Raw genomic sequence first — 13330 nt, 5'->3', positions numbered from 1 at the left:
GGGTGGGGGCATGCTCAGGTACACGCTTTCTCTTATAACATGGCTGGCATTGGGCCAAAGCCTTGCACATAGCGCCGAGTTTAAGTTAATCAACGAAATTAAGACGGGAAATTGGGCCGCAACGCTCTACAATAACATTAACGGGGATCGCCTATTTTGCGCTATAGAGTCCAACACCGGTGGTACAACGTTCAGAATCAACAATTACATTGAAAATAACGACACATTCCTGGAGGTGTTCAATCCAGATTGGCGCAACGAATCTAGAAATATGTCATTTGGATTATTGTTTACACCATATTCATCCGCATCTGGAAGTACACCTAAGCCAATAACGATGATATTAAAAGGAAAATCCTTGAGCGACAGTTATATATACGATTTCGATGGGAAATATGAAATTTCTGATATCGCGTCATACATGAAAGTTGGAAAATTTGTTTCTGTATTTGATCCGGCCGGGAAACATATAGTATCTTTTAATCTTAATGGAGCAGATGATGCAATCAATAATTTTTTCGATTGCGTTACAAGTGCGAAAATAAAAAATAATATATCAAATAACACTAGCTTCAAATTATCGGATGGCGATATTGGGCCGGATGAGATTCAGAGATTTTCCTCAAGATACATGAAAAATCTCTCAGACGATGGTCTAAATGACAGAGATATAGCAAATCAACTTGCATCGTCTATAATTTGGCTTGAAAAAATCAACCTAACATGCACTTCATATTTTCAAATTAACTTACGTGAATTGAGGCTTCATTACAAACTCTATCAGGGGACGTGGCAACTCATGTTCGGCTCAGGCCGCAGTGCCACTGACGCTTTGAATAGAGCATCGATAAGGCGAAACAATGAATTTAATAATGCGCCCTCTAAACGGAAATGGTGTGAAGACACAAAGGAATTTGTGGTGAAAAAACTTGGATGGGACTACCTATTTGAACAATGATTTTGACGATATATTGCCTCGCATGGCGGGGTGCCCTTGGCGCCGATAGAATGGTGACAAGGGACAGGGAGAGGGCGCCTGAACATCCCTGCCGAAGCTGGTGACAGGAGACAGAGGGGGCCGCCGCACAGGGCCGGCGACAAGGGGCATTGGGAGATCAGGCGGAACCCGCCTCACTATCGCTGCGCAGCCTCCCCAAGCATCTGAAGGGGCAATGGAGAGGCTGCCACCGCCTCAGTGGCGCCAGTGCTTTGACGTGAATGCCCCATATCCCTTGAGTGATTGAATGATCCAAGGAATCTGCCTCAGGCGATCCTTTGGTGTGTTGGCTTTTCGCGCTTCCGCTTCTAACAACTCCCTCACCTGGGCTTCCGGCATTCCAGCGCCAGCGGCTACACAGCCGAGCTTAAAGAGGGCATAGTTTCCATTCTTCGGCTGGATGCCTTCAGTCTCATAATCCGCAATAGCCCTTTTCACCGCCTCCGGTAGCTCCGTGAGCCATTCCGTCATCTGGAGGACTTGCTGTCCTTCTGCAGGTTGAGGCGCCCTGGGCACGGGCGCCTTTGCAATCCACGCCTTAACGTCCATCAGTTGGCGATCGTCGCCAACATAGTCATGGAAGAAGCTGCCTCCTTCCTCATAGGCTTGGCAGGGTAGGCGAAAAATAGCGTTGATGTTGCGCTTGGACGTATCGAAACCATGGGCCTTTGAGTAGGGCTTCTTGGGGTCTGCCTTAGCAAGTGTGTAGCCATGCCTTGCCAGCTCCCCCATAATCCCGTCAAAGAGACAGCAATAATTAGACACCGAAACTTCGTCTGATAGGAAAATAATAGCACGCCATCTTGGGTTATTCGCAGTTGAATTTCTTGTGTTGCAGATAAGAATTTTCTCACTGGATAATATATTTACAAACTTCTTATGGCTTATACCACCGCCATCGTTATCAAGGATCATGACACGGGAGGATAGGGCATCCTCCTGTCTTTTGGATTCTGACGGATTACATGCAAATTTTGTGAAATTAAAAAACCCAGGCCCGCTTGGCTTCTCGTAGTAAATGTCAAATGTTCCTCGAAATGTATCAACTATTTCGTCAATCGAATCAAACGCTATTACTCCATCTGAACCAAACGTATCAAGTCGTGAATAGAAGTTCATAACCGCTCTGAATTCAAATGATTCTCTCCTAAGTGGCTCACGAGCCTCAATGTCTTCACATATACCTCTAGTTACAACGAAGTCTGAACTTGAGAAAGCCTGGACATCGCCAGATATAATATGCGAATTATTGTTCTCAGCACCTGTAAATATATGGACATTAGAAGAAATATTAGTTTTCATTTGATTTCCATTTAACATATGTTCTTGAATCGTTACGAAACTATTAATAGACTCTATAGAGGTTTTGTAACGGTCGGCATTGGCTAATTGTTGGCGGTCACTTTCAGGTGCCAACTTGGCGGCGGCCTTCTCAGCCTTCTTCCTGTCCCGATATGCCTTCTGCCGCTTGGCATTGCTTTCGTATTTCTGAGGGCGCCCAGACTTGCCCAGGGTTGCGTCTGCCTTGGCCGTTGGAATGAGCTTCAGCGTCGATCCGGGGAAAACCTCCAGCAGCCAATCGGCGGTCCTTTTGTCAGGAACAATCAGGTGCTTTGGTTCCTTGGAATTTCCATCTCGTACAGAGCAGCGCATGAACGCCTGATATATGCCATGACAATGGATGCCGACCTCAATCTGAGGTCCATCCAGACCAAGATATTCAAGGAATTTGGTTTGTTCCGGATTGAGATTGTAGGCAGGAAATATAAGAGAATTATGGATATGCCTGTAATTATTGGACCCATGAGGGCAGCCGCTTAGCTCAATACCTCCCGCCATTATCAAGTCGATATGGCTCATTCCTTTATTAGAAAGAAAAATAAATTTATTTGAAGCGAACAAAGATATAGAATAGTCCTTGATATTTTTCACAAGTGACGGGTTATTATTCATTATATTCTTAGATATACGCTTGATATCTGGGTAGTGAATAGTCAGAAGATGTCCATTCTGATGCTCTAAATATTCAAATGAGCCGTCCGGAACGGGGTGTGGTTCAAATGTAACCCCATAATTTTGCATCGTGTGAAATAATATACTTTCCTTGAAGCGGGCGCTTATGATTGTGCAGCTCTTGAAACTCCCAAGAATGCGAGCGTTCCGAACAGCGTGAACATGAAGGGTATCCGTGGTGGATTTTCCGGAAAGCAGTGCCTCGTAGCTGTCCGCCTTCACCATGGTATCCCAGCCGAGAGAGGTGATTTTGACCGCAACATCTCTGAACTGCGCATACACCTCATCATTCCTGCCCTTAGCGATGATATCGGCCAAGTTTTTCTTTTTCTTGCAGAAAATGTGCACATATGTCCCGTCACCGCCTGTTGAAAGATGGTTTGTTAAAATTTCATGGCTATGAGGAACAGTAAGCTCAAAGAAGTCAATGGGAGTCGGGCATTCATCAAATATGAGATTGCAATGATTGGGCCGATGAAAATATGGAACGCAATCGAATCCCGCGTGGGTTATCACTATCACCTGCCCGTAATCAGCATGAAATGACTTCATTGCTGCGATGATTCGAGAGGCGACATTTCCAGACGACCCATCTTCACCATGAATTAACGTGACAGTGAATCTGCCGTTGGTCAGCTCCTTAAGTTTATTGGCTGACGTATTGGCTAACTCAGTTGTCGGAACTGCAAGTATGAACTTCTCTCTATTTGAGGCCAAATCAGCTATGTTGTTGTAAATGAACGTCGATTTCCCGGCACCTGCTGGTGCGTCAATATATTTTATTATACTCATAATTATTCCATTTAGAATTAAATTTATCCCGCCTGAAAATGGCAGGAACTCAACACTCCAACTGCAATGTCGTGGGGTGCCACCGCGTCATCCGATATAATTATCGACGAACTACGATTTAATTATTATCGCATAAAATCTATGTGAAATCAATGCATTTATGCGGTATATGGATATATAATTTAATTTTTGTGTTCTATGTGGAGATTATACTATTAATATACATTGTCCGCGCGCTCATTCTGAAAATATCGCTGAATCCATCGGAAAGAACCGGACATTGGCAAGATAAAGTTTTATGATTTGAATCAATGAGATAAGCCTAATCCGGCCGGCATTCTTGCGAATGGATGTGGTCTCGGAGAGGAAAAGGGCTGGAGGGATAATCGCCGTTCAATGCCCAATCCAGGTTCGGCCGGCCGCTTCAACCTCAATAGAAAACAACTAATAATTTATGTGAAATATGGTAATACTCTTCTCTAAGGGATAGCCTACCACCCGCTTCCTTTGCCTTAAGGCTGGCGAGGCTCAGGGGGGACCCATTTTTATCTTATGCAAGGTCAAATGGTCGGGGATTGACAGGTCGCATATGCCTTAACACGACCTATCATATAGTTATCATTTATATCTTATTTGATTTCTGTCTTATGCAGTTCCTTTGTCGCCTTCTGTCGTACAACTTGTGATGTGCTTCCCCCAAGCTGCCGCTGCCTCTTTCTTCTCCGTCGCGAAATCATGCCTTTGATAGACGGACACGATGCCGGCAAACGTGCCGCTGGTGTGGTTCAGCAGCTTTTCGACGATATGAACCGGAACACCCAGCCTTGCCATCCCGGAAGCCATCGTGCGGCGCAGATCGTGCAGGCGCCAATTGGCGATGGACGGGGCGTCTTCTTCCTCTCCCCCCTGTTCCGGTGCGTCATTGGCGGGCGTCCTGGCCGCCTCAGCCTCCTGCCTCATCAACTTGGAAATGGCTTTATCCAGAGCCACCTTGGCCTTGGAGAAGCCGGAAATGGGCGTCTTGCCTGTGGTGGTGAAAACGAACGGGGAATCTGTGTTCCCGTCCTTCTTTCGAGGCAGGCCGGACAAGATGGCGACGGCTTCAGAGGAAAGGGGCACGACATGAGCGATCCCGTTTTTGGTGCGCTCAGCCGGTATGGTCCAGATGGCGTTGGTCAGGTCCAGCTCAGACCACCGCATTCCCGCAACTTCGTCTCGCCGCTGGCCGGTGAGAATGAGAATGTGAACAAACCGCCCAAAGAGCCAGCCGAAGCCATCAGCCGCTTTCCAGACCAATGCCAATTCTCCGTCCGACAAAACTCGATCACGGCTCTGTTCAGCGGTGGGGGCCTTGAGGCCGGCGACGGGTGAGGCGTCTACAATCCCTCGCTCCACGCACCAGTTGAAGAACCGGCGTAATGCAGCCAGAAGCCGATTGGCGCTGATGGCGGCACCCCGGTCCACGGTAGCGTCCAATAGCTCGATCACATCACGGCGGGTAATGGATTTGATGGAGCGTCCCTTCCAGGCGACCACCGCCTCTTTCTCTAGATACCGTTTCGTCTGACTGTAGGAGCTGTCACGCAACCGGGGTTCGGCATAGCGCTCCAAGAATGCTTGAACCACAGAGGCAATGTCGTCCTTGATGGCAGTGGCAGCATCCCGCTTGGCCTGCTTCTTGTCCGCGCTGGGGTCGTGTCCTTCTGCAACTGCGGTCAATGCCTGTCCTGCGAGTGCGCGGGCATCGGCGAGTTTGATTGCGGGATAGCCGCCCAACGTGTGTTTCTTCGGCTTGCCATTGTGGCGATAGCGAATGGCCCAGCTCATCACGCCCGAGGGCTGAACGATCAGATAAAGGCCGGGCATCAGCCCATCAGGGATTTCACGGCGGTCATCGGCAGGCTTCAGTGCCTCGATGCCTTTCACGGTGAGTGGCTTGGTCATGATGGCTTTGTCAGGAGAGTGCTGTTACCCCTCGATTGTAGGGTAACAATAGGGGTAACACAAATCGCTGACGGGGGTGAATTTCGGATGACTGGCTGAATGCGAGTGAGCGATAATAATACTTGTAAAACATATAGATAGGCACTCCCGGCCTAACCACTGCCGGGAGTGAGCCCGTAGCTCAGCCGGTAGAGCACGTGACTTTTAATCATGGGGTCTCGGGTTCGAATCCCGACGGGCTCACCAATAAAAGCAACAAGTTCCGGAAAGCGCGCCTCCTGAAGCTAAGTGCCAGGGGTAAGGTGGGACGTGGCGCTTTGGGCCCGATTTCAGGGTTTCCCGACCGTCGCGCGCAAAATCGCGTTGCAGCCAACGCACCAGTAGAACTCAACGCGGCTTTAGAGCCATGCACTCCGCCCACACTGCCGGGGTGGGGCGGAACTGCCTAGCGGAGTGCCGGCTTGGGGTGCTTCTGCGCGGGCGCTGTCCATCGACTCGCACTCGCGCACGGGAAACCCATGACGGCTTTTGCGGTCGTTATCCCGTGCGCCGTAGCAGATAGGTGTCCATGATCCAGCCGTGCTGGGCGCGGGCTGTGGCGCGGGTGGAGATGATGCGGGGGGCGGTTTCGGCGAGGGGCCCGGATTCCAGCACCTGCTCCGGCATGCCGAGGAAGGCGCCCCACCAGATGTGCAGGCCGCCCGGGTCGAGGGTCTGGAAGCTGCATTCGCCGTCGAGCATCACCACGATGGTGTCGGGGCCGTCGGGCCAGCCATGGTCGCGCAGGCGGCGGCCGGTGGTGACCGTGACGGGGCCGTTCACCGTGTTGAACGGGATGGCGTGGGCGGCGGTGAGGGCCTGAAGGGCAGAGATGCCGGGCACGACCCGGATGCGCGGGCGCGGCTCGAGCCGCTCGGCGATGCGCAAGGTGCTGTCGTAAAGCCCGGGGTCGCCCCAGACCATCAGCGCGATGGGCCCCTGGGGGCGTGCCGCGGCGATGGTCCGGCTCCAGATGGTGGCGATCTCGTCATGCCAGCGCCGCACCCGCTCTTGATAGGGCAAGGTTTCGTCCCGCACCGGCATGTCGAATTCCGCGACCGGCGCGGTGCTGCCGCAATGGTTGAGGATGGCGTGGCGCAGATGGGCGAGGTCGGCCTTGTCCGGACCCTTGCGGGGCAGAAGGATCAGGGCGGCATCGCACAGGGCCTGGCGCGCCTCGAGGGTGACGTGGGCCGGGTTGCCGGTGCCGATGCCGATGAGCCAGAGGTCAGTCAAAGCCCACCCCCAGCTCGGCCAGCGGGCCGTAGAGGATCAGCGCCGGCCGGCTGCTGACCGCATCGGCGAGACGCGCGGCGAGCGCGGCGACGGTGAGGCGGTGCAGGGCCTGTTCGGGCGTGCCCACCGCCTCGGCGAGGAGGGTGGGGGTATCGGCCGGAAGGCCGCGCGCCATCAGTGCCGCGGCCAAAGCGGGAAAGGTGCGCTGGCCCATGAAGACGACGGTGCAGGCCCCGGGGTCGGCCAGGGCGGCCAGGTCGATGTCCGAGGGCAGGCGGCCCTCCACGTCATGTCCGGTCACGAATTGCACGCGCCGGGCGGTCAGGCGCCGGGTGAGCGGGATGCCGCAGGCCGCCGCCGCCGCGCAGGGCGAGGGAATGCCGGGCACGATCTCATAGGCGATGCCGGCGGCGCGCACTGCCAGCAGCTCTTCCTCCAGCCGGCCGAACAGTCCGCCGTCCCCGGATTTCAGCCGCACCACCCGGCCACCGGCGCGGGCATAGTCGACGAGCAGGCGGCTCACATGGTCCTGGCGCGGGGAGGGGCGGCCGGCGCGCTTGCCCACGCCCACCAGGTCCGCTCCCGGCCGGGCGAGCGAGAGGATGGGGCCGGCCGACAGGTCGTCGAACAGCACCGCGTCCGCACGCTTCAGGCGGTCCACCGCCTTGACGGTGAGAAGCTCAGGGTCGCCAGGCCCCGAGCCGACAAAGCTGACGAAGCCGCTCACGGATGCTCCTGTGCGATCAGATGAAAGAAAGTGCCGCTCACCAGCCCGCGCCGGGAGCCGGTTTCAGGCACCGACCCGCCATCGGCGTCCTGCACGGTCGCGAGCGGCGGGTCGGGCTGTTCCAGGATGGTGGAATAGTGAAACTCATGCCCGCGCAACGCTGTGCCGGGCTGGTGGCCGGGCAGCGGCGCCAGAAGCTGCGCCCGGCGGTAGCCCAGATGGAGCTTGCGCGTCTGGTAGGAGGTGACGAGCCCCAGCAGCCCTGCCATGGGGTGTCGCGCGCCCGCCGCATCCACCAGCGCCGTGCCGAGAACCATGTAGCCGCCGCACTCGCCATGGACGGGCCGCGTCTGGGCGTGGCGGCGCAGCCCGTCCATGAAGCGTCGCGCGCTGGAGAGCGGGCCCGCGTGGAGCTCCGGATAGCCGCCGGGGAGCCAGACCAGATCCGCCGACGGATCGGGTGGCTCGTCCGCCAGGGGCGAGAAGGGCAGGATTTCGGCCCCCGCGGCGCGCCAGCCCTCCAGCAGGTGGGGATAGGTGAACGAGAAGGCCTGATCCCAGCCCAGCGCGATGCGCTGCGCCGGAGGCGGGGGCAGCGCGCCCTCCTTCGCGTTCGCTGTCCCCTGTGCCGCGCGCTTGATGGCCGCAAGGTCGATATGGGCGCGCAGGAAGGCCGCGTAGCGGGCGATGGCGGCTTCGAGGTTGGGGTGCTCGGTGGCCTGGATCAGGCCCAGGTGCCGCTCGGGCAAAGCGAGGTCGCCGCGCCGGGGCAGGGCGCCGAGCACGGGCAGGCCCGCTTGCTCCATGCCCAGCCGGATCAGGCGCTCATGGCGCGGGCTCGCCACCCGGTTCAGGATCACGCCCGCGAAGGGCAGGTCGGGCGCATAGCGGGCGAAGCCCAGGGCAGTTGCGGCCGCCGATTGCGCCTGCCCGCCCACATCCAGCACCAGGATGACCGGCCACCCCATGGCCCGGGCCGTCTCGGCGCTGGAGCCGAAACCGAGCAGCCCGCGCGTGGCGACGGCATCGTAAAGCCCCATCGATCCCTCGGCGAGGCAGATGTCGGCCCCGCGCGCCTGCGCCGCGATGGTGTCGAACAGCGCCGGCCCCATGGCCCAGGTGTCCAGGTTGAACGAGGCCCGGCCGCTGGCGGCGCGGTGAAAGGCGGGGTCGATATAGTCCGGTCCCGACTTGAAGGGCTGGACCGCAAGGCCGTCCTCCACCAAGGCGCGGAGGAGGCCGAGCATCACTGTCGTCTTGCCGGTGCCGGAGGCGGGGGCGGAGACGAGAAGGCCCGGCGGAAGGGCGCGGCCTTTCTCATTCATCGTCGGGAGTCCAGCGCGCCCAGGCGCTGTCGGCGGATTGGGGCCGATAGCGGCGGTCGTAGTCAGCCGCGTAGAGGCGGCTTTCCTTGAAACCCGAGGCCCCCAGCGCCGGCCCCACCAGGATCAGCGCGGTGCGGGAGATGCCTTCGCCCAGCGCCGTCGCGATGGTGGCGAGGGTGGCCCGCACGATCTTCTGGTCGGGCCAGCTCGCGCGGTACACCACCGCCACCGGGCAGTCAGTCCCGTAATGGGGAGAAAGCTCCGCCGCCACCTGGGCGAGGTTCTGGATCGACAGGTGAATGGCGAGGGTCGCTCCCGTGGCGCCGAAAGCGGCGAGGCTCTCCCCCACCGGCATGGCCGATGCACGCCCCGGCGTGCGGGTGAGCACCACCGATTGGGCGAGGCCCGGCAGGGTCAGCTCGGCACCCAGCGCCGCGGCCGCCGCCGCGAAGGACGGCACGCCGGGGGTGACCGTATAGGGAATGCCCAGGGCCTCGAGCCGCCGGATCTGCTCACCCATGGCGGACCACACGGAGAGATCGCCCGAATGCAGCCGCGCCACGTCTTGTCCCGCCTCGTGGGCGCGGGTCATCTCGGCGGTGATGGCGTCGAGGTCGAGCGGCGCGGTATTGACGATCCGCGCGCCCGGCGGGCAGTGCGCCAGCACTGCCCCGGGCACCAGCGAGCCCGCATAGAGGCACACCGGGCTGGCGGCGATGAGGTCGCGCCCGCGCAAGGTGAGCAGGTCCGGAGCGCCAGGGCCGGCGCCGATGAAATGCACCGTCATGGGCGCGCTCCCTTTCTTGCCCTGCGGGGCGGTGGCTGAACCGGTGGGATCACAGGGTGAGGCTCCACTGAACCACTGGATAGGCGCTCTTCCAGCCGCGCCGCTCGCCGAGGGGGCCGGCGGAGGCCAGCTCGATGCGCAGCAGCGTTCCTCCGCGCCGCGCCTGCGCCGCGGCCAGCACCGCCTCGGACTCCAGCGTCACCGCATGGGCGACGAGCCGGGTACCGGGCGCAAGGCGCTGCTCCAGCACGTCGAGCAGCGCTTCAGACAGGCCGCCACCGATGAACACGGCCTGGGGGGAGGGCAGGGGCTCCAGCGCCTCGGGGGCGCCCCCCTCCACCACCTGCAACCGGTCCACACCCAGCTGCTCCGCATTGGCGCGGATGCGGGCCGCGCGCTCGGCATGCGCCTCGATGCTCACCGCCTGCGTCGCCGGGTGGCTGAGAAGCCATTCGATGGCGATGGAGCCGGAGCCGCCGCCAATGTCCCACAGCAGCTCCCCCGGCCGGGGTGCCAGGGCGGAGAGGGCGAGCGCGCGTACCGGCCGCTTGGTGATCTGCCCGTCATGCGCGAAAAAGGAATCGTCGAGCCCCGAGGCGCGGGGCAGCGCACGGCCGGCGCCATCGATCTTTATCGCGATGCAGACCGGATGGGCGCAATCGGGGGGAAGCGCGCCATCCGCACGGGCTTCGCGCACCCGTTCGCGCGGGCCGCCCAGGGCCTCCATCACCCAGAGCCGGCTGGTGCCGAAGCCCTGTTCGCAAAGATAGGCCGCAAGCCCCGCCACCGCCGCGCCATCGCGCAGCAGCACGATGAGCCGCTCGCCGGGCGCCAGGTGCGGCCGCAGCCGCGTTAGCGGCGCCGCATGGAGGCCGAGGCAAGAGGTGCGCTCCAGGGGCCAGCCCAGCCGCGCCGCGGCCAGGGAGAAGGTGGAGGGGGCGGGCAGCGCGCGCCATTCCCCGGGGCGGAACTCGCGCGCAATCACGCTGCCGAGGCCGAACCAGAACGGGTCGCCGGATGCCAGCACGGCCACCCGGCGGCCGCTGAAGCCGCGCAGCAGGGGCAGCCCATCGGCGAACGGCACCGGCCACACCACGCGCTCCGCCCCGAGGCCGGGCGCAAGCGACAGGTGGCGTGCGGCGCCCATCACCACCTCGGCCGAGGCGAGCGCGGCGCGGCTTGCGGGGGGCAGGCCTTCCAGTCCATCTTCGCCCACCCCGATGATGGTGAGCCACGGAGTCTCAGGCATGCGTCCCAACCTCCTGATCCTGGCCGGAACCACCGAGGCGGCGGCCCTTGCCCGCGCCGTGGTGGCGGCGGGGATGTCGGGCACCGTTTCGTTCGCGGGGCGGGTGGAGCGCCTGCCGGCCCAGCCCTTGCCACAGCGCGTCGGCGGCTTCGGCGGGGTGGAGGGGCTCAAAGCCTACGTGCGCGAGCACGGCGTCACCCATGTGATCGACGCCACCCATCCCTTCGCCGCGCAGATGAGCGCCCATGCCGTGGCTGCCTGCACCGCCCTCGGCGTGCCCCTGGTGGCGCTGACCCGCCCGCCGTGGGTGCCGGTGGAGGGCGATCGCTGGATCCGCGTGCCGGATATCGCCGGCGCGGTCGCGGCGCTGGACCGGGAGGCATGCCGGGTGATGCTGGCGGTGGGGCGCATGCATCTGGCGGAATTCACCCCTAACCTCCAGCATTTCTACCTGCTGCGGCTGGTGGAGCCGCCCAAGGCCCCCATGCCGTTCCCCAATCACCACGTGATCGTGGATCGCGGTCCGTTCACGGTGGAGGCGGACCGCGCGCTGATGGAGGCGCACGGCATTCGCCTGGTGGTCTCCAAGAATTCCGGTGGCACGGGTGCCTATGCCAAGATTGCCGCGGCGCGCACCCTGGGGCTGCCGGTGATCATGATCGACCGGCCCGAGGGCCTGGCGCGGCATGAGGTGGGGAGCGTTGAGGCGGTGCTCGACTGGGTCGCTCATGCGGACACCGACCTTGGCGTGTAGACGATGGGGCGGCCCGCCCGCGCGATGATGCGCGTGTGCGATGAGCCGATCAGCACCACTGTGCGCATGTCCGCCATCTCCGGCCGCGCCTCGGACAGGGGAACGACGCGGATCTCCTCCTCGGGTGTCGAGACGGCCCGGGCGAAGATCAGCACGCGCTCGGGGGCGCATGAGGCCCGCAGGAGATTGAGCACCTGGGCAAAGCCGTCCGGCCGGGCCCTGGAGCGGGGATTGTAGAGCGCAATGGCGAAATCGGCCTCCACCGCCAGCGCGAGGCGCCGGGCCACCAGGCTCCAGGGCTTGAGATTGTCCGACAGGTTGATGGCGCAGAAATCGTGCCCCAGGGGGGCGCCCACACGGGCGGCGGCGGCCAGCATTGCGGTGACGCCCGGCAGTACGCGGATGTCCAGCTCACGCCAGCCCGGATCGCCTTGCTCCACCGCCTCGAACACCGCCGAGGCCATGGCGAACACGCCGGGATCGCCGGAAGACACCACCACCACACGCCGCCCTTGCGCGGCGAGGACCAGGGCATGGCGCGCGCGGTCGATCTCCACCCGGTTGTCGCTCTCGTGCAGGTTCAGCCCCACGCGCGGCGCCACGCGCCGCACATAGGGGATGTAGCCGACAACATCCGTCGCCTGCTCCAGCGCCGCCGTCACCTCTGGCGTCACAAGCAGATCATCTCCCGGGCCGAGCCCGGCGATGGCGAGCCAGCCCGCGCTCACGATGGCCACCTCACTCATGGCCGCCGTCCCTGGCCGTGGACGATGATGATGGAGAAATAGGGCGCGGCATCCCCCTTCACCTCGTGCAGGGGAATGACGCGCTCCTCCGCCATGCTGGCATATTCCACCAGGAAGGCCGCATCTGCCTTGCCGCTGCTTTCGAGAGCCCGGCGCACGCGGCCGAGATTGCGCCCGATTTTCATCACCACCAGCGCCTCGGCCCCCGCCATTCGGCGGGCGAGCTCGGCTTCCGGCAGGGTGCCGGCGAGCACGGTCAAGGCATCGTCGCCCCAGGTCACGGGCGCGCCGGTGGCCGTCCAGGCGGCGGACATGCCGGTGATGGCGGGCACCACCACCACCGGGACATGGCCGCGCAGGCGAATGTGGAGATGCATGAACGAGCCGTAGAAGAAGGGGTCGCCCTCGCACAGGACCATCACGTCTTCCCCGCTTTCCGCCAGCGCCCGCAGATGCGCGCTCGATGTTGCGTAGAAGGCGGAGAGGGCGGCGTTGTAGCGGGGGTCGGAAACTGGAATTTCCGTCGTCAGCGGATAGTCCATGGGGTGCTCGCGGGCATCCGCGCGCAGCAGGCCGGAGACGATCCCGCGCGCCCGCCCGGCAAGGCCGCTCTTGCGGAAATAGGCCACATGCGCCGCCCGGCGCACCAGCCGGTCGGCCTTCACGCTCATCAGTTCCGGATCGCCGGGCCCGAGGCCCACGCCGTAAATTGTGCCCATGC

Annotated in this window: 11 protein-coding genes and 1 tRNA gene; 3 read left to right on the top strand and 9 right to left on the bottom strand. The window is 61.0% G+C overall.

From position 1 onward, the window contains the following. The first annotated feature begins 10 nt into the window (after window positions 1-10). Window positions 11-958 (top strand): hypothetical protein, encoded by a 948-nt coding sequence (locus tag L0966_RS03415; protein ID WP_234050430.1) that lies wholly within the window; start codon window positions 11-13, stop codon window positions 956-958. A 234-nt stretch (window positions 959-1192) separates the two neighbouring features. Here L0966_RS03415 and L0966_RS03410 read toward each other — a convergent pair whose 3' ends face one another. Next, window positions 1193-3802, bottom strand: coding sequence for a hypothetical protein (locus L0966_RS03410; RefSeq protein WP_234050429.1), 2610 nt, complete (start codon window positions 3800-3802; stop codon window positions 1193-1195). Between the two features lie 645 nt (window positions 3803-4447). After that, window positions 4448-5746 (bottom strand): site-specific integrase, encoded by a 1299-nt coding sequence (locus tag L0966_RS03405; RefSeq protein WP_234050428.1) that lies wholly within the window; start codon window positions 5744-5746, stop codon window positions 4448-4450. A gap of 170 nt (window positions 5747-5916) precedes the next feature. On the opposite strand from L0966_RS03405, the gene L0966_RS03400 reads away from it, so the two are divergent. Beyond that, window positions 5917-5992 (top strand) — tRNA-Lys (locus L0966_RS03400). A gap of 291 nt (window positions 5993-6283) precedes the next feature. Here L0966_RS03400 and cobF read toward each other — a convergent pair. Genes cobF through cbiE form a run of 5 tightly spaced genes read right to left on the bottom strand, consistent with a single transcriptional unit; the run spans window position 6284 to window position 11109 of the window. Further along, complete coding sequence (gene cobF / locus L0966_RS03395; protein ID WP_234050427.1) at window positions 6284-7021, bottom strand: precorrin-6A synthase (deacetylating); 738 nt, start codon at window positions 7019-7021, stop codon at window positions 6284-6286. Continuing rightward, a complete protein-coding gene (cobA, locus tag L0966_RS03390) occupies window positions 7014-7748 on the bottom strand; it encodes a uroporphyrinogen-III C-methyltransferase (RefSeq protein ID WP_234050426.1) in 735 nt (244 codons plus the stop codon). Before cobA ends, cobF begins: the two co-directional genes overlap by 8 nt. After that, window positions 7745-9073, bottom strand: coding sequence for a cobyrinate a,c-diamide synthase (locus tag L0966_RS03385; protein WP_234050425.1), 1329 nt, complete (start codon window positions 9071-9073; stop codon window positions 7745-7747). Before L0966_RS03385 ends, cobA begins: the two co-directional genes overlap by 4 nt. Next, window positions 9066-9860, bottom strand: coding sequence for a precorrin-4 C(11)-methyltransferase (gene cobM, locus L0966_RS03380; protein ID WP_234050424.1), 795 nt, complete (start codon window positions 9858-9860; stop codon window positions 9066-9068). The genes L0966_RS03385 and cobM overlap by 8 nt, the downstream gene beginning before the upstream one ends. A gap of 49 nt (window positions 9861-9909) precedes the next feature. Next, a complete protein-coding gene (cbiE, locus tag L0966_RS03375) occupies window positions 9910-11109 on the bottom strand; it encodes a precorrin-6y C5,15-methyltransferase (decarboxylating) subunit CbiE (protein WP_234050423.1) in 1200 nt (399 codons plus the stop codon). Here cbiE and L0966_RS03370 point away from each other — a divergent pair. Beyond that, the gene (locus L0966_RS03370) at window positions 11108-11863 is read left to right on the top strand and encodes a cobalt-precorrin-6A reductase (RefSeq protein ID WP_234050422.1); all 756 of its coding nucleotides are present in this window, start codon (window positions 11108-11110) and stop codon (window positions 11861-11863) included. The genes cbiE and L0966_RS03370 overlap by 2 nt on opposite strands. On the opposite strand, the gene cobJ is transcribed toward L0966_RS03370, so the two are convergent. Both cobJ and L0966_RS03360 read right to left on the bottom strand, forming a co-directional pair. Continuing rightward, entirely contained in the window at window positions 11836-12609 is a 774-nt protein-coding gene (gene cobJ, locus L0966_RS03365; protein WP_234050421.1) for a precorrin-3B C(17)-methyltransferase, read from the bottom strand. The two genes, L0966_RS03370 and cobJ, sit on opposite strands and share 28 nt — an antisense overlap. Continuing rightward, on the bottom strand, window positions 12606-13328 hold the full coding sequence (locus tag L0966_RS03360; RefSeq protein WP_234050816.1) for a precorrin-2 C(20)-methyltransferase: 723 nt from the start codon (window positions 13326-13328) through the stop codon (window positions 12606-12608). Before L0966_RS03360 ends, cobJ begins: the two co-directional genes overlap by 4 nt. Window positions 13329-13330: the final 2 nt, after the last annotated feature.

This window comes from Xanthobacter sp. NM-59, from assembly GCF_021401125.1.
Taxonomy (GTDB): domain Bacteria; phylum Pseudomonadota; class Alphaproteobacteria; order Rhizobiales; family Xanthobacteraceae; genus Xanthobacter.
This window is presented reverse-complemented; position numbering and strand designations above follow the sequence as displayed.

Coding starts and splice junctions, on each gene's coding strand:
- L0966_RS03385 (WP_234050425.1), bottom strand. CDS start 9,073: ATGAATGAGAAAGGCCGCGCCCTTCCGCCGGGCCTTCTCGTCTCCGCC.
- L0966_RS03370 (WP_234050422.1), top strand. CDS start 11,108: ATGCGTCCCAACCTCCTGATCCTGGCCGGAACCACCGAGGCGGCGGCC.
- L0966_RS03415 (WP_234050430.1), top strand. CDS start 11: ATGCTCAGGTACACGCTTTCTCTTATAACATGGCTGGCATTGGGCCAA.
- L0966_RS03410 (WP_234050429.1), bottom strand. CDS start 3,802: ATGAGTATAATAAAATATATTGACGCACCAGCAGGTGCCGGGAAATCG.
- cbiE (WP_234050423.1), bottom strand. CDS start 11,109: ATGCCTGAGACTCCGTGGCTCACCATCATCGGGGTGGGCGAAGATGGA.
- L0966_RS03405 (WP_234050428.1), bottom strand. CDS start 5,746: ATGACCAAGCCACTCACCGTGAAAGGCATCGAGGCACTGAAGCCTGCC.
- L0966_RS03360 (WP_234050816.1), bottom strand. CDS start 13,328: ATGGGCACAATTTACGGCGTGGGCCTCGGGCCCGGCGATCCGGAACTG.
- cobM (WP_234050424.1), bottom strand. CDS start 9,860: ATGACGGTGCATTTCATCGGCGCCGGCCCTGGCGCTCCGGACCTGCTC.
- cobJ (WP_234050421.1), bottom strand. CDS start 12,609: ATGAGTGAGGTGGCCATCGTGAGCGCGGGCTGGCTCGCCATCGCCGGG.